This is a genomic window from Thioclava sp. L04-15 (assembly GCF_002020275.1).
In the GTDB taxonomy this organism is placed as follows: domain Bacteria; phylum Pseudomonadota; class Alphaproteobacteria; order Rhodobacterales; family Rhodobacteraceae; genus Thioclava; species Thioclava marina.
The window spans coordinates 1,014,167-1,028,215 of sequence record NZ_MPZW01000001.1 but is presented as its reverse complement, the minus strand read 5'-3'; the positions used below and the strand labels follow the sequence as shown (position 1 = coordinate 1,028,215).

The window sequence follows — 14,049 nt, the reverse complement described above, 5'->3', positions numbered from 1 at the left end:
AATCGCCATCGAGCAGCGCAAATGGCAATCTATTACGATCAGTTCTACACGCTTGATCCGGGGAATCCGCCTCCTCTGGGTACGGCTGTGTCGCCTACGACGCTCTCGATCAACGATCGAAACAATGACGGCTGGGTCACCCCCACGACCGGCGGCGGTGGCCGCTATGACATGGTCGATGGCGTTCGGGTCACGGCGGTCTGGGAAGGCGATACGATCACGCTCGCCAAACCCAATGGCGTCGAATACTCGATCACCGGCACCACCTTCTATCTTGAAGACGGCCGGGCGGTCTTTACCCCGATCGATGGCTCGATCCTGCACAATTCCACCTTCATCAGCTCGACCTATGTTACCCAGAGCACGCAAATGGCGGTGGGTGATCTCGGCCCGGAGTGCTTTACCGCCGGCACGATGATCGCCACGCCCGAGGGGGAGAAACCCGTCGAATGGCTGCGCATCGGCGATCTGGTGATGACACGCGACGCGGGACCGCAGCCCATCCTCTGGACGGGCGGGCGACAGGTGCGCGGTTATGGAAGCTACGCGCCGGTCCGGTTCGAAACCGGTTCGCTGGGCAATTCGCGCCCGCTTCTGGTGTCGCAGCAGCACCGGATGCTGGTAAGCGGCTGGCGCGCCGAGCTTGCCTGCGGCTCCGACGAGGTTCTGGTCGCTGCAAAGCATCTGGTTGACGGACAATCTGTGCGCCTGACCGAGATGGCGCATCTGCACTATGTTCATATTCTCCTCGATGCGCATCACATTCTCATCGCCGAAGGGGCGCCCAGCGAGAGCCTCTTTCCCGGCAACATGATCCTCGAAGAAGACCGCCGGATCAGTGCCGAAATCCGCGCCGCCTGGGCCCGCCGCAGCACCCGGCCGATCGAGACCATGGTAACTGCGCGACAGGTCGCGCGCGGACCGGAAATCGCACTTCTGGCGGCTTGACCGGTCCCGCCTCCCCATGACTTATGGGCGCATGGCGACGAAGAAGAAAACGAGCAGAACCTCGGGCAAGCGCAAGGCCCGTTCCGGCCTCAGCCAAGCGGCAGGCGCCCCGTTTCGGGTGGCGTTGAAATGGCTTGGTCGGGGCGCACTCGTTTTCGTCGCGGTGCTTCTGGCGCTGATCGTGACTTTCAAATTCGTGAACCCGCCGACCACCTGGACAATGTGGAGCGAACGCCAGCGTCTTGGTGCCGTGGATCAGCAATGGGTCGCCCTCGAGGAGATCTCCCCGGTGCTCGCGCGGTCTGTCGTGGCCGCGGAGGATGCGAATTTCTGCAATCACTGGGGCTTCGACATGCGCGCGATCCGCGAGGCCCTCGACGAGGGCGGCAATCGCGGGGCTTCGACGATCACCCAGCAAACGGTCAAGAACGTCTTTCTCTGGCAAGGACGCAGCTGGCCGCGCAAGGCGATGGAAGCGGTTCTTACCCCCTTCGTCGAGGCGATCTGGGGCAAGCGCCGCATCCTCGAGATTTATCTGAACGTCGCCGAGTTCGACGAGGGCGCCTTCGGGGTCGATGCGGCCGCCTTCCGCTATTTCCGCACCTCGCCCGACAAGCTCAGCCCGTATCAGTCCGCCCTGATCGCCGCCGTGCTCCCCGATCCGAAGGATCGCTCCGCCGCGAAGCCTACGAAATTCCTCGCGCGGCGGGCGCAGTCGATCATGGATGGGGCCGCGACGATCAAGAATGACGGTCGCGCAAGCTGTTTCGAGTGATCACTCGGCCGGTTCGACCATCGGGCGCATGACCGCGAAAAGCTCTGCTACCTTGACCCCGAATTTGCGCATCTGCGAGCGGTTCAGCATCGTCCCGTCCGGCATCAGGTAGATCCAGTCGGTCACGTCGAGCACATGCCCGCCCGCATCTTCCGGCAGGCGCAGCCGGTAGCGCATCCGCAGGGCGTTGCCCATCTGCTCCATCTCTGCGGTGCCCTCGATATCGGCGGCGGTGGAGCTGATCTCGCCATCGGGCCCGAACTGGATGTTCCAGGCGCGGGTTTGGCGGCGGCCCGAGGCATAGTCGAATTCTTCCTCGATCACGCCGCCTTCATTGGTGAAGCTGCCCCGCATGATCGCCCGGAACCGCGACGTGATGCGGCCGGTCGGGCCGTAGATCATCCCATGCGCCTCAACGGGCCCCTCGAAAGCGCGGCGAATGTCGAATTTCGGGGTGTCGGACGCATAGTCCGCGCTGGTCTGGGCGGGGAAGGCGAAGAAGAGGTGACGGATCAGGATCGCCGCCAGAATGAGGATCGCCAAAGCCAGAAGGATCTTGGTCAACATCTCAAGGCCTCACATGTGCCAGCTGGACCTGCACCACGTTCGTATGACCGACCGCGAAGGCGGCCGCGCAGGCCTCGAGGTAATACTGCCAGTTGCGCAGAAACTCCGGCCCGAAGCCAAGCTGGGCGGCGCGCGCGCTGCGCTCTTTCAACCGGGTTGCCCATTGTCGGCAGGTCTCTGCGTAATCCTGACCGAAGGCGAAGCTTTCCTTGACCGCAAGCCCCGCCTTCGCCGCCTGATCGCGGATCACGCCGTCCGACAGAAGCATCCCACCGGGGAACGTATATTGGCGGATGAAGTCCGACGTCTTGCGATAGGTCGGGAAGTAGGAATCAGAAACTGTTATGGCCTGAATCATCGCAGATCCACCCTCGCTCAGGCGCTCCTTGAGCGTGGCGAAGTAGGTTGGCCAATAGCGCTCGCCCACCGCCTCGATCATTTCGATCGACACGATGTGATCGAAAGTGCCGGGGGTTTTGCGGTAATCCTGAAGCCGGATTTCCGCCCGCCCGTCGAGCCGCGCATCGGCGTAACCTTTCTGGCTGGGCGAGATGGTGATGCCGGTGACGTGGCGCCCCTGCTCGGCCGCGCGCTCGGCAAAATGGCCCCAGCCGCAGCCGATCTCCAGCACTCGCTCGCCATCCCCCAGACTATCGAGAATCCGGTCGAGCTTGCGGTTCTGCGCCCGGTGAAGATCGCGATCGCCCGGGGCGAAAAGCGCAGAGGAATAGCTCATCCCCTCATCAAGCCAGATCTGGTAGAACTCGTTGCCGACATCGTAATGCGCACGGATATTGCGCGAGGCGCCACGCAGAGAATTCGCCCGCATCAACCGGTCGATGATCCGGAATTTCAGGTTCGACCAGAAACCCGCATAGGCGTAGCTGTCGACCAGTTCGAGGTTCTTGAGCGCAAGGCTCAGAAGCGCTTCGATCGAGGGCGTCTCCCAGAGACCCGCAATATAGGCCTCACCCAGGCCGACATCGCCGCGCGAGGCCATCATCACCACCGCCTGCCAGTCGCGGATCTCCATCTCGGCCTGCGGCTGGCCACGTCCGAAATGGCGCCGCGTGCCGTCGGGAAGGCGCAGGGTCAGGGACCCGTGCGAAATCCGCTCGCACATATCGAGAAATTCCGCGCGGATGCGGTTCGTCAGGAAGGGCATCATCGGCTGATCTCCTCGCTTGGGGGTGTCGGGCGCGGCAGGTAGCGCGCGCCTTTGAGCTTGAGTTGCAGAGCCTGCCAATAGATCAGGCCCAGCGTGCGGATCGGAGTAAGCGGACGGCGTATCGCAGCCATCAGCAGCGCTTTCGAGCTGAGCGGGCGGCGTGCGGTGGTGAGCGTGGCGATCACCCCCTCCTCACCGTTGCGATGGTCGATGCGGATGCGGATCCGCTCGGCGTCGATATGGAAGCGGAAGCGGTATTCGCCCGCGATCTTCTGAAAGGGAGAAACGTGAAAGATTTTCTCCGCCTGAAGCTCGGTTTCCGCCGTAATAGGGTCGAATTGGGGTGTCGCGCAGAGGTAGGAGTGCCGGTCGCCGAAAGTATTGCTCACCTCCGCGATCACACAGCGGAGCTTATTCCCGCCATCATAGGCCAGCCAGAAATTCACCGGATTGAAGCCAGAGCCGAAGATCCGCGGCTGGGTCAGCAGAAACAGCCGCGCAGGCTCCGGCGCCCCGAGTTCGGCCAGCTTGCGGCGCACCCAGGCCGCCGCCTCGCCCTTCCCCGGCGCCCCGCCATAATCGCGGTCATCCACCCGCGCGAGATTGCCGCCCTTTCGTGAGAAAAGGCGCGGCCAAGGACCGTGCGCCTCGGGATCGAGCAACACATAATCCACGTGATAGCGAAACTTGTGCCCGATCGAGCCGCGGCGCGCATGGGTCGTTTCGCCGGGGCAGAACTGGGCGATCATGCGGGGACCGCCTCAAGCTCGGATGCGGGGATGGCGCCGCGATTGAGCGCCCGCGCAACCCGTACCGCCGAGGCAAAGCCGTCCTCATGGAACCCGTGCCGCAGCCACGCGCCCGCATACCAAGTCCGGTTCTGGCCCTGGATCGCCTGAATCTGTTCCTGAGCCCGCAGGGCCGCGCGGTCGAAAACGGGATGCCAGAAGACCTCGTGATCATAGATCGCTTCATCGGCAATCGGGTTCTCGGGATTGAGCGTGACGAAGAGCGGATCGCTCTCGGGGATGTTTTGCAACCGGTTCATCCAGTAGGTCACGCCAAGGCGGGTCTCGTTCGCACGCGTCTGCGCCTGATAGACCCAACTCGACCAGCAGGCACGCCGCACGGGCATCTGGCGTTCGTCGCGATGCAGATAGACATCGTTGGGCTGGTAGCGGACCGCCGAAAGTGCCGCGCGCTCCTCTCCGGTCGGGTTCGGCAAAAGCTTGAGCGCCTGATCGGAATGCGTGGCGATGATCACCTGATCGAACTGTTCCGGAGCAGCATTTTCCGCTGAAATAGTGACTGATTTCGGGCTGCGCTGAATAGCTTTCACCGCCGAGCCTACACGGAATTCGACCCCGCGCAGGCGCAAGGCACGCTCCAGCCGCTTCACATATTCGATCGATCCGCCCGAAACCGTCCACCACTGATGTTGCCCGGTGGCCGACAAGAGCGCGTGGTTCTCGAAGAAGCGCAGAAGGCTGCGGGCCGGAAATTCCCCGATCTTGTCCGCCGGGGTCGACCAGATCGCGCCGCAGATGGGCAGAAGATAATAGCGGCGGAACCACTCTCCCATACGCAGCTCGTCAAGCAGCTGATCGATCGTCACATCGTCACTTTGCGCCAGCGCGACCGCCTTGGTGTTGAACTTCGCGATGTCGGCGATCATCCGGCCAAATCCCGGCCGCAACAGGTTACGCTTTTGGGCAAACAGGCTGCCGAGGTCGCGCAGCGCGTATTCGATCCGCCCCTGATCGATCGTGACGCCAAACCCCATATCCGATTTTTCCACCGGCACATCCAGCTCCGAGAAAAGCCGCGTCAGGTGGGGATAATTGGCGTAATTGAACACGATGAAGCCGGTATCGACCGGCCGATCGCCATTGCGCCCCGCAACGATCGTGCGCGAGTGGCCGCCAAGACGCGCTTCCGCCTCGAACACCGTCACGCGGTTGTGCGGCGCCAGCTGCCAGGCTGCGGCGAGACCCGAGATCCCAGATCCAATTATGGCGATCCGCTGGGCGTGAGGATGCAAGGCATCGAAGGACATCGCAGTTCTCCCAAAGACTTGAAGACGTAACGGCGGATGTTAGGGTTTGGATCAGAAGTTTTTTCGCCTCCGTGTGATCTGCCTGCGCATTGTGCGCGTAGTTGATTCATGCTGAGGGAAGCGACCACAAACCTTGAGACGAAATTGCCCGCGCCGATGGCGGCGGGGCTCGCCTCTGCCGGGAAGAGAATGGACAACCGCAAAACGTCAGCAAAAGCGTCCGACGAGGCCTGCGAGCAGACCGAATGGCTGGTCGCGGTGCGGGATCGACGCGACAAGGCAGCCTTCGCGCGGCTCTACGATCACTTCGTGCCGCGTCTGAAGGGGATGCTGATGCGTTCGGGGATGTCCGGCGCGGCGGCGGAAGACGTGGTGCAGGATGTGATGCTGACGATCTGGCACAAGGCCCATCTCTACGATGAGAGCAGGGCCCGGGCTTCGGCCTGGATTTACCGGATCGCGCGCAATCGGCAGATCGATGTGATCCGCAGACGCCCGCGCCCCGTTCCAGACGAGATGATTGCCGAGGCCGAAACGCGCGAGTCGCCCGAGGCCGATGCGCTGGTGGGGTTGGAACAGGAAGCCGCGCAGCTGCGCCAGGCGCTCGAGACCCTGCCCGAAGCGCAGCGCGAGATCATCGAGCGCGCCTATGTGGGCGAGCTCACGCAGGCAGAAATTCGCGAGGCAACGGGCCTTGCACTGGGAACGATCAAGTCGCGGATCCGGTTGGCGCTGGAGAAACTGCGGCACGAATTGAAGGATCTGAGAGAGGAATGACGGAGATTACGCATCATTTGCCCGATTGGCTGATCCGGTCCTACGCGACCGGCTCGCTGGGCCATGCGTTTTCGCTGGTCGTGGCGGCGCATGTGAGCCAATGCGACGACTGTCGGGCGCGGCTGGAGGCCGAGGAGTTGGCCGGGGGGGTCGTTCTGGAATCGCTCGACGCGGTCTCTGCAAGCGACGATCTGCGCAAACGGGTCTTTGACGGGCTCGACAGCGATCCGCCGGCGGCTTTCACCGCACCCGCGCGCTCGGGCATCTATCCCGGTGCCGTCGTCGAGGCGATGGGTGGGGCCGAACCGCGCTGGCGCGCGCTTGGCGGCGGTATTCGTCAGGCAATCCTGAGCGAGGATCGCGAGGGCTCGGCCCGGTTGCTTTACATCCCGCCGGGCATGGCCGTGCCCGATCATGGCCATAACGGACTGGAGCTGACACTGGTCTTGCAGGGTTCGTTCTCGGATGAGACCGGGCGGTTCGGCGTCGGTGACGTGGAAGTGGCCAGCGACGATCTCGACCACACCCCGGTTGCCGGGATGGAGGACGTCTGCATCTGCCTTGCAGCAACCGACGCGCCACTGAAATTCAAGAGCTTCCTGCCGCGGCTGCTGCAACCGATCTTCCGCATTTAGGCTCTATATCAGCCGAAACAGCGCCCCGAACCAGATCGCAACCGTTCCCGCCCGGCTTTGGCGATAAAGCCCGAGCCGCGCGAATTGCGTGAAACGGGACGGCAGGGGCGCTTGGCGTATCCGAACGAATCTATCGAAAAGCACCCGGTTTTCAGGGGTGAAACGGTGGCGCGAGGCAGCCAGTGCCCTCAGTTGCGCATCGGTCCAGTTGCGCCATTCGCCTTTGAGAAAACGGCGCAGGCGGCTTACCCTCGCTTGGGCGGACAGGTTCTCCCCTTCGGCATTGCCGCCGTGCTGGCGGTAATAAAGCGTCGGACGATCATCATGGATCAACGCCGCACCACAAGCGGACAGCACTTGATACAGCCACCAATCGAACTTGAGGATCGGCCCGGCCTCGGCCGCCGCCTCCCGCGCGAGCCGCGCCGCCGCCGGGTTGAGCACGATCGTGTTGCCCGCGGCGACGTTTTGGACCAACGCGTTGTGAAACCCGAGCGGGCGCGGACGTGGCGGCGACGGCTGCGGATCTTCGAGCGACGCCCCGGTCACGAGGCTGCGTGAACAGTAAAGCGCAGGGCAATCTTCAGCCTTCAGCGCCAGAAGCGCGCGTTCGAGTTTCTCGGGAAACCAGACATCGTCCTGATCTGAAAAAGCAATGAAATCCCGCCCATTCGCGTCGGTGTGCTGCAAAAGAAACTGAAAGTTCGGACCTGGGCCCTGCCCCGGCCCCTGCACCGTGATAACCGAATGCCCCTCCGCTTCAAAGCGGTCCAGAGCCGCGCGCGCCGACGCAGTCCTGCTGTCGTCGCTCACGATCAAATGCCAATCCCGATGTGTCTGAGCCGAGAAACTGGCAAGCTGTTCAGCCAGTTCCGGCCCCGGCTCATGCACCGCCATCAAGATCGTGACGCGCGCCATCCCGGCTCACTCGATCAGACGCAGCAGATACTCACCATAGCTGTTCTTGCCGAATTTCTTCGCTCGGTCGGCCAGTTGCTCGTCGCTGATCCAGCCTTTTTCATAAGCGATCTCGTCGGGCGATCCGCTTTGCAGACCCTGACGTTCCTCCAGCGTCCGCACGAAATTTCCCGCGTCCAGCAGGCTGCCATGGGTGCCGGTGTCGAGCCAGGCAAAGCCGCGGCCCATCTGGGTGACCGAAAGGTTGCCCTCGTGCAGATAGGTCTCGAGGAGCGTCGTGATTTCCAGCTCACCGCGGGCCGAGGGGGTGATCGTCTTCGCTCGCTCCGGCGCGGTCCCGTCGAGGAAATAGAGCCCGGTCACCGCGAATTGCGACGGCGGGACCTCGGGTTTCTCGATGATCGCGCGGGCTTTGCCGCTCTCGTCGAAATCGACCACGCCATAGCGCTCGGGGTCGCGGACGCGGTAGCCGAAGACAGTGCCGCCCTCGGTCTGCTCGTTGGCGGACCTCAAGACGTTCTGAAGCCCCGCGCCGAAGAAGATGTTGTCCCCCAGAACCATTGCCGAAGGGCTGCCGGCAAGGAAATCCTCGGCCAGCAGATAGGCCTGCGCGAGACCATCGGGCGAGGGTTGGGTGATATAGGTGAGGGTCAGCCCCCATTGACTGCCATCGCCCAGCGTGCGGATGAACTGCTCCTGATCGTGGGGCGTGGTGATCACCGCGATCTCGCGAATGCCCGCCAGCATCAGCGTCGTCAGCGGATAGTAGATCATCGGCTTGTCATAGACCGGCAGGAGCTGCTTCGAGACGCCCATCGTGATCGGATAAAGCCGCGTGCCCGAGCCGCCCGCCAGAATGATCCCCTTGCGCATCATATCGCCCCCAATTCGGTCAAAACTTCATCCAATCCCGATCTCCAATCGGGTCTTTGCAGGCCGAACACGGCCAGATCGCTGCAGTCGAGTCGTGAGTTGAGCGGCCGTTTCGCAGGCGTCGGATAGGCGGTGGAGGGGATCTCCTCCACGTTTACCTGACGCCCGGCCCGCGCGAAGATCTCTCGTGCGAAGCCTGCCCAGCTTACATCCGGAGCCCCTGAGAAATGGTAAACGCCGCTTTTCTCCGGCGCGCGCTGCAAGTCTTGCGCGATCGTCAGGCAGGCCTCGGCGATAGCGCGGGCAGGCGTCGGCCCACCGATCTGGTCGGCCACCACCCGCAGATGATCGCGGCTTTCCGACAGGCGCAGCATCGTCTTTACGAAATTCGCGCCATGGGCGGAGAAGACCCAGCTGGTGCGCAGGATCGCATAGGGGCCACCCGCCGCGCGAATTGCCTCTTCGCCCGCGAGCTTGGTCCTGCCATAGGCACCAAGGGGCCGGGTCGGATCGATCGGCGTGAACGGTCGTTCGCCCGAACCGTCGAACACGTAATCGGTCGAGATATGAACGAGCGGAATTCCCAGGTCACGACAGGCCTCGGCCATTGCGCCGAGAGCGTCGCCATTGACCACCTTCGCGAGTGCCTCTTCCTCTTCGGCTCTATCGACAGCCGTATAGGCGGCCGCGTTGATCACGGCACTCGGATTTGCCTCGCGGATTGCTGTGGCGGCAGCTTCGGGCTCGCTCAAATCGACCCTATCACGGCCCAAAAACGTCGCATCAGGCACGAGCTGTTGCATCTCCTGCGCAACCTGGCCCGTCTGTCCAAAGACCAGGATCATGCCTTGCCCAACCTCTCGCCGACGCCGTGCCGCTCCAAGAGCGGCCGCCACCAGTCTTCGTTCTCGAGATACCACCGCACGGTGCGCTCCAGCCCTTCCTCGACCGTCACGCTCGGCCGCCAGCCCAGTTCCTCGCGGATGCGGGTCGGGTCGATCGCGTAACGCGCGTCGTGGCCGGGGCGGTCGGTGACGAAGGTGATTTGCTCGGCGTAAGGCTGCTTGGCTGGGCGCAACCGGTCGAGAATGGCGCAGATCGTGCGCACGAGTTCGAGGTTCGAGCGCTCGTTCTCGCCGCCGATATTGTAGCTGCGCCCCAAAGCGCCCTTCTCCAGCACCAGAAGCAAAGCATCCGCGTGATCCTCGACATAGAGCCAGTCGCGCACGTTCGAGCCGTCGCCATAGATCGGCAGCGGCTTGCCCGCGAGCGCGTTGAGGATCACCACCGGGATCAGTTTTTCGGGGAAGTGGTAAGGCCCGTAATTGTTCGAGCAATTGGTGAGCACGACCGGCAGCCCATAGGTCTCGTGCCAGGCGCGCACGAGGTGGTCCGAGCCCGCTTTCGAGGCGGAATAGGGACTGTTCGGCGCGTAGGGCGTCTCTTCGGTGAACTGGCCCGTGGGGCCGAGCGTGCCATAGACCTCGTCGGTCGAGATGTGGTGGAAGAGGAAGCCCTCGGGACGGCCTTCGGCCTCCCAAAAGCTGCGGGCCGCCTGCAGCATGTTGTAGGTGCCCATCACGTTGGTCTCGATGAAGGCGCCGGGGCCGTCGATCGAGCGATCCACATGGCTTTCCGCCGCCAGATGCATCACCGCGTCAGGCTTGTGACGCACGAAGATCTCGGCCAGCGCCTCGGGGTCGCGGATGTCAGCCTTCTCGAACGCGTAGAGCGGGCTATCGGCCACGGGCGCGACGTTCTCGAGGCATGCCGCATAGGTCAGCGCATCGAGGTTGACGACCTTATGGCCGCGCGAGACGGCGAGGCGCACGACCGCCGAGCCGATGAACCCCGCGCCGCCGGTGACGAGGATCTTCATGCCGCACCCTCCCAGACAAAGGGGCTGTCGAGATCGGCGAAGGCAGGCGCTTCGGCATCCTTGCCCGACAGGACAGGCTCTGTTCCTGCGGAAAGCGGCCAGTCAATCGCCAGATCGGGGTCGTCCCAACGGATGGCGCCCTCGCACTCCGGCGCGTAGTAATCCGAGCATTTGTAGACGATCTCGGTGCCCGGCTCGAGCGTGACGAACCCATGCGCAAAGCCCGCAGGGATCAGGAGCTGCTTGCCATTCTCGAAGCTGAGTTCCGTGCCGAACCACTGGCCATAAGTCGGGCTGCCCTTGCGGATATCGACCGCGGCATCCCAAAGCCGCCCCCGCCCGCAACGCACGAGCTTTGCCTGCGCATGGGGTGGCGCCTGGAAATGCAGACCGCGCACGGTGCCCAAGGTTTCCGAGACCGAGTGATTGTCCTGAACGAAACCGATCGCGATCCCCGCCTCGGCGAAGCGCTTCGCCGAGTAGCTCTCCGAGAAGAACCCACGATGATCGCCAAAGCGCGGGGGCGTGATCACCAGAACGCCGCTCAAAGGGGTTGTCTCAACCTGCATCCGACCTGCCTTTATTGCTTTGTGGATTTGTGCCAAAGCCGGGCCACAAAAGCCAGACGCTTTGGGGCGCGGCTCGAATTCGGGGGATGTTATGGAGGCACACCGGATTTGTCGTTTTCGCACCCCTCGCAAACCCAATGAAAACTCGAGGGCCACTTCGAGGTAAAGAGGCATTGCGTGAGTTGCAGGGCAAGCGCGCCTGTCTCGCAGCGGGGGTCACGTTTCGAGGGGGCCGAGGCGTTCGAGCCGCCGCCCTCAATGCCGCAATGCGTTCACGACGACCTTGAAGGCGGGAAGGTTCTGATGCCGGCTCGGGTAGTAGATGTGATATCCGGCGAAGCGCGGCGACCAGTCATCCAGAAGAAGCTCGAGCGCTCCGCTTTCAAGATGCTCGGCGACCATATCCTCGGGAACATAGGCGATGCCGACACCATCAAGCGCCGCCGCGACGATCGTTGCTTCGTCATTCAGCGTCAAGCGCCCCTCGACGCGCACCCGCAACTCCTTGCCGTCCTTCTCGAACTCCCATGCATAAAGGCCGCCCGCCGTCACCAGACGCCGGTTGATGCAGTCATGCGCAAGCAGGTCCTGCGGATGAGCGGGGCGCCCCCGGGCGGCGAGATAGTCGGGGGTCGCGACCGCGACCAATCGCCAATCCGGCCCGACGCGCAGGGCGATCATGTCATGCTCGACGCTCTCGCCCAATCGGATCCCGGCATCGAATCCATCCTCGACAATGTCGCGAAAACCACCATCGACGCTCAGCTCGAGCCGGATGTCGGGATAGTCACGCAGGACGGGCCGTAGCTTGGGCCAGATCAGCTGCGTCAGCGCATGATGCGACAGTGTGATCCGCACCGAACCCGCAGGCCTGTCACGCAGCTCCATCAATGCCGCGATCTCTTCCTCGATCTCGCTCACACGTGGTGCCAGCGTCCGGCGCAACCGCTCGCCCGCCTCGGTCGTGGAGACAGAGCGGGTCGTGCGCGCCAGAAGACGCATGCCCATCTTCGTCTCGAGTTTCTTGATCCGGTGGCTCAATGTTGATTGCACCACGCCAAGCTTGGCCGCCGCGCGGGTGAAGCTACCCTCCTCAGTGACGGCGAGAAACCACATCAGATCGTTGAAATCGGTCTGTGCCATCGCGGCTCCAATTCATGGCTGTAGTCGATAAGTTCAAACGAGGCTCCGACCCTAATCAATAAGTCTCGGCAAGCCATATAACAACCACAGCAACCCGAAAGCTGGAGGCTCTCATGAAAATCACCCGCGCAGGCAGTACGCCCTCGGTCAAGGGACCGGATGACTGGTTTTCCGGCACAGTCCGGATCGACCCGCTCTTTCAGGCCGAACCGCCCGGTCAGGCGGCAGGGGCGGCCGTGACCTTCGAACCCGGCGCACGCACCGCATGGCACACCCACCCGGCGGGCCAGACGCTGATCGTGACCGCAGGACTTGGCCGGGTGCAACGCGATGGCGGCCCAATCGAAGAGATCCGCCCCGGCGATGTGGTCTGGTTCCCGGCAGGGGAGAAGCACTGGCATGGCGCCGCCCCCGACGTGGCAATGACCCATATCGCCATTCAGGAAGCGGTCGACGGTGAGGTCGTCACCTGGCTCGAGAAGGTCAGTGATGCGGATTACCGCGGCTGAATCCGCCGTGATGACGCGGCGTGGCTTTGTCGTAGGCGCTACCTGTGCGCTGCCGATGAGCCGCCCCGCGCGCGCGACACCAAAGGAGCCTCCGATGCGCCTCACCTGCCGATTTGCCGATCAGTCCTTTGACGTCACGCTGAACGACAGTCGGGCGGCGCGCGATCTGCTGTCGCTGCTCCCGCTCGAGTTGACGATCGAGGATTACGCGCAGAACGAAAAGATCGCCTATCTGCCACGCAAGCTGACCGAGCAGGGCGCGACCGCCTTCTCGGACGAGGCGATTGGGGATGTCTGCACCTATGCGCCCTGGGGCAACCTCGTGTTTTTCCACGCACCCTATCGCTATTCCCGTGGCCTGGTCCGGCTGGGCCGGGTCGAGGGCGACATCGCCCCGCTCAAGCTGCGCGGCACCTATCCCCTCAACGTGATCTCTCATGGCTGAGGGCCTGTTTCAACGAAAGGAAACCGACATGAAAGACAAGGTCATCATCATCACCGGCGCCTCGTCCGGTATCGGCGAGGCCACCGCGAAACTGCTGGCCGAAAAGGGCGCCAAGGTCGTCCTCGGTGCGCGGCGCGAAGAGCGGCTGAAGGCTTTGGCCGAAGAGATCCGCGCGGCAGGCGGCGAGGCCATCTGGCAGGTGCTCGACGTCACCAGACAGGCCGACAACGACGCCATCGTGAAACTGGCGAAGGAGACCTATGGCCGCGTCGACGTGATTTTCCTCAATGCGGGGATCATGCCCAGCTCGCCGCTCTCGGCGCTCAAGACCGACGACTGGCATGCGATGGTCGATATCAACATCAAGGGCGTGCTCAATGGTGTCGCGGCCGTTCTGCCCGAATTCGTCGCGCAGAAATCGGGCCATGTGATCGCCACCTCGTCAGTGGCGGGGCTCAAGGCCTATCCGGCAGCGGCGGTCTATGGCGGCACCAAATTCTTCGTGCGCGATTTCATGGAAATCCTGCGCATGGAGTCGGCGATGGAAGGCACCAACATTCGCACTGCGACGATCTTCCCTGCCGCCATCAACACCGAGCTTCTTCACACGATCAGCGAGCCGGGCACCGCGGCGGGCATGGCTGCGCTCTATGAACAGGTCGGCATCACCCCCGACCGGATCGCCAATGTCGTGGCCTTTGCGATCGAGCAGCCTGCGGACACCAATGTCAGCGAACTGACCGTCGGGCCGACCGTTCAGGCCTGGTAAAGCGATGGGCGGCGGGGC

At 63.3% G+C, this 14,049-nt stretch carries 17 protein-coding genes; 7 read left to right on the top strand and 10 right to left on the bottom strand.

Annotation, left to right across the window (positions count from 1 at the left end; genetic code table 11):
• The first annotated feature begins 21 nt into the window (after window positions 1-21).
• Together BMI90_RS05105 and mtgA are read left to right on the top strand one after the other, a co-directional pair.
• Window positions 22-948 carry a Hint domain-containing protein gene (locus tag BMI90_RS05105; protein WP_078526644.1) on the top strand — a complete coding sequence of 309 codons (927 nt, stop codon included), beginning with the start codon at window positions 22-24 and terminating at the stop codon, window positions 946-948.
• A gap of 31 nt (window positions 949-979) precedes the next feature.
• Window positions 980-1,723 (top strand): monofunctional biosynthetic peptidoglycan transglycosylase, encoded by a 744-nt coding sequence (gene mtgA, locus BMI90_RS05100; protein WP_078526642.1) that lies wholly within the window; start codon window positions 980-982, stop codon window positions 1,721-1,723.
• Here the strand turns inward: mtgA and BMI90_RS05095 are convergent, their stop codons facing one another.
• From BMI90_RS05095 to BMI90_RS05080, 4 genes are read right to left on the bottom strand one after another with little or no spacing between them, the layout of a single operon-like run.
• The gene (locus tag BMI90_RS05095; RefSeq protein WP_078526640.1) at window positions 1,724-2,290 is read right to left on the bottom strand and encodes a DUF3833 family protein; all 567 of its coding nucleotides are present in this window, start codon (window positions 2,288-2,290) and stop codon (window positions 1,724-1,726) included.
• A gap of 1 nt (window position 2,291) precedes the next feature.
• The gene (locus tag BMI90_RS05090) at window positions 2,292-3,455 is read right to left on the bottom strand and encodes a cyclopropane-fatty-acyl-phospholipid synthase family protein (RefSeq protein ID WP_078527241.1); all 1,164 of its coding nucleotides are present in this window, start codon (window positions 3,453-3,455) and stop codon (window positions 2,292-2,294) included.
• On the bottom strand, window positions 3,455-4,207 hold the full coding sequence (locus BMI90_RS05085; RefSeq protein WP_078526638.1) for a DUF1365 domain-containing protein: 753 nt from the start codon (window positions 4,205-4,207) through the stop codon (window positions 3,455-3,457). Before BMI90_RS05085 ends, BMI90_RS05090 begins: the two co-directional genes overlap by 1 nt.
• Window positions 4,204-5,514, bottom strand: coding sequence for an FAD-dependent oxidoreductase (locus tag BMI90_RS05080; protein WP_078526636.1), 1,311 nt, complete (start codon window positions 5,512-5,514; stop codon window positions 4,204-4,206). The genes BMI90_RS05085 and BMI90_RS05080 overlap by 4 nt, the downstream gene beginning before the upstream one ends.
• A gap of 189 nt (window positions 5,515-5,703) precedes the next feature.
• Between BMI90_RS05080 and BMI90_RS05075 the strand changes: the two genes are divergently transcribed.
• Both BMI90_RS05075 and BMI90_RS05070 read left to right on the top strand, forming a co-directional pair.
• A complete protein-coding gene (locus tag BMI90_RS05075; protein ID WP_210401914.1) occupies window positions 5,704-6,291 on the top strand; it encodes a sigma-70 family RNA polymerase sigma factor in 588 nt (195 codons plus the stop codon).
• Window positions 6,288-6,926 carry a ChrR family anti-sigma-E factor gene (locus tag BMI90_RS05070; protein ID WP_078526634.1) on the top strand — a complete coding sequence of 213 codons (639 nt, stop codon included), beginning with the start codon at window positions 6,288-6,290 and terminating at the stop codon, window positions 6,924-6,926. Before BMI90_RS05075 ends, BMI90_RS05070 begins: the two co-directional genes overlap by 4 nt.
• A 3-nt stretch (window positions 6,927-6,929) precedes the next feature.
• Here BMI90_RS05070 and BMI90_RS05065 read toward each other — a convergent pair whose 3' ends face one another.
• The 6 genes from BMI90_RS05065 to BMI90_RS05040 all read right to left on the bottom strand — a co-directional run bounded on the left by BMI90_RS05065 (window position 6,930) and on the right by BMI90_RS05040 (window position 12,308).
• Entirely contained in the window at window positions 6,930-7,844 is a 915-nt protein-coding gene (locus tag BMI90_RS05065) for a glycosyltransferase (RefSeq protein WP_078526632.1), read from the bottom strand.
• Between the two features lie 6 nt (window positions 7,845-7,850).
• Window positions 7,851-8,717: a glucose-1-phosphate thymidylyltransferase RfbA gene (rfbA, locus tag BMI90_RS05060; protein WP_245794974.1), complete on the bottom strand. Its 867-nt coding sequence runs from the start codon at window positions 8,715-8,717 to the stop codon at window positions 7,851-7,853.
• On the bottom strand, window positions 8,717-9,562 hold the full coding sequence (rfbD, locus tag BMI90_RS05055) for a dTDP-4-dehydrorhamnose reductase (RefSeq protein ID WP_078526628.1): 846 nt from the start codon (window positions 9,560-9,562) through the stop codon (window positions 8,717-8,719). The genes rfbA and rfbD overlap by 1 nt, the downstream gene beginning before the upstream one ends.
• The gene (rfbB, locus tag BMI90_RS05050) at window positions 9,559-10,596 is read right to left on the bottom strand and encodes a dTDP-glucose 4,6-dehydratase (RefSeq protein ID WP_078526626.1); all 1,038 of its coding nucleotides are present in this window, start codon (window positions 10,594-10,596) and stop codon (window positions 9,559-9,561) included. The genes rfbD and rfbB overlap by 4 nt, the downstream gene beginning before the upstream one ends.
• Entirely contained in the window at window positions 10,593-11,165 is a 573-nt protein-coding gene (rfbC, locus tag BMI90_RS05045) for a dTDP-4-dehydrorhamnose 3,5-epimerase (RefSeq protein WP_078526624.1), read from the bottom strand. The genes rfbB and rfbC overlap by 4 nt, the downstream gene beginning before the upstream one ends.
• 255 nt (window positions 11,166-11,420) lie before the next feature.
• A complete protein-coding gene (locus BMI90_RS05040; protein WP_078526622.1) occupies window positions 11,421-12,308 on the bottom strand; it encodes a LysR family transcriptional regulator in 888 nt (295 codons plus the stop codon).
• A gap of 113 nt (window positions 12,309-12,421) precedes the next feature.
• Between BMI90_RS05040 and BMI90_RS05035 the strand changes: the two genes are divergently transcribed.
• The 3 genes from BMI90_RS05035 (at window position 12,422) to BMI90_RS05025 (ending at window position 14,031) form a co-directional block, all read left to right on the top strand.
• Window positions 12,422-12,817 carry a cupin domain-containing protein gene (locus tag BMI90_RS05035; RefSeq protein ID WP_078526620.1) on the top strand — a complete coding sequence of 132 codons (396 nt, stop codon included), beginning with the start codon at window positions 12,422-12,424 and terminating at the stop codon, window positions 12,815-12,817.
• 94 nt (window positions 12,818-12,911) lie between these two features.
• Window positions 12,912-13,262: a cyclophilin-like fold protein gene (locus tag BMI90_RS05030; RefSeq protein WP_078526618.1), complete on the top strand. Its 351-nt coding sequence runs from the start codon at window positions 12,912-12,914 to the stop codon at window positions 13,260-13,262.
• A 28-nt stretch (window positions 13,263-13,290) separates the two neighbouring features.
• Window positions 13,291-14,031, top strand: a complete 741-nt coding sequence (locus BMI90_RS05025) for an SDR family oxidoreductase (protein WP_078526616.1) — start codon at window positions 13,291-13,293, stop codon at window positions 14,029-14,031.
• Window positions 14,032-14,049: the final 18 nt, after the last annotated feature.

Coding starts and splice junctions, on each gene's coding strand:
- BMI90_RS05035 (WP_078526620.1), top strand. CDS start 12,422: ATGAAAATCACCCGCGCAGGCAGTACGCCCTCGGTCAAGGGACCGGAT.
- rfbA (WP_245794974.1), bottom strand. CDS start 8,717: ATGCGCAAGGGGATCATTCTGGCGGGCGGCTCGGGCACGCGGCTTTAT.
- BMI90_RS05095 (WP_078526640.1), bottom strand. CDS start 2,290: ATGTTGACCAAGATCCTTCTGGCTTTGGCGATCCTCATTCTGGCGGCG.
- BMI90_RS05040 (WP_078526622.1), bottom strand. CDS start 12,308: ATGGCACAGACCGATTTCAACGATCTGATGTGGTTTCTCGCCGTCACT.
- rfbD (WP_078526628.1), bottom strand. CDS start 9,562: ATGATCCTGGTCTTTGGACAGACGGGCCAGGTTGCGCAGGAGATGCAA.
- BMI90_RS05085 (WP_078526638.1), bottom strand. CDS start 4,207: ATGATCGCCCAGTTCTGCCCCGGCGAAACGACCCATGCGCGCCGCGGC.
- BMI90_RS05080 (WP_078526636.1), bottom strand. CDS start 5,514: ATGTCCTTCGATGCCTTGCATCCTCACGCCCAGCGGATCGCCATAATT.
- BMI90_RS05070 (WP_078526634.1), top strand. CDS start 6,288: ATGACGGAGATTACGCATCATTTGCCCGATTGGCTGATCCGGTCCTAC.
- rfbC (WP_078526624.1), bottom strand. CDS start 11,165: ATGCAGGTTGAGACAACCCCTTTGAGCGGCGTTCTGGTGATCACGCCC.
- BMI90_RS05075 (WP_210401914.1), top strand. CDS start 5,704: ATGGACAACCGCAAAACGTCAGCAAAAGCGTCCGACGAGGCCTGCGAG.
- BMI90_RS05105 (WP_078526644.1), top strand. CDS start 22: ATGGCAATCTATTACGATCAGTTCTACACGCTTGATCCGGGGAATCCG.
- BMI90_RS05030 (WP_078526618.1), top strand. CDS start 12,912: ATGCGCCTCACCTGCCGATTTGCCGATCAGTCCTTTGACGTCACGCTG.
- rfbB (WP_078526626.1), bottom strand. CDS start 10,596: ATGAAGATCCTCGTCACCGGCGGCGCGGGGTTCATCGGCTCGGCGGTC.
- BMI90_RS05090 (WP_078527241.1), bottom strand. CDS start 3,455: ATGCCCTTCCTGACGAACCGCATCCGCGCGGAATTTCTCGATATGTGC.
- BMI90_RS05025 (WP_078526616.1), top strand. CDS start 13,291: ATGAAAGACAAGGTCATCATCATCACCGGCGCCTCGTCCGGTATCGGC.
- BMI90_RS05065 (WP_078526632.1), bottom strand. CDS start 7,844: ATGGCGCGCGTCACGATCTTGATGGCGGTGCATGAGCCGGGGCCGGAA.
- mtgA (WP_078526642.1), top strand. CDS start 980: ATGGCGACGAAGAAGAAAACGAGCAGAACCTCGGGCAAGCGCAAGGCC.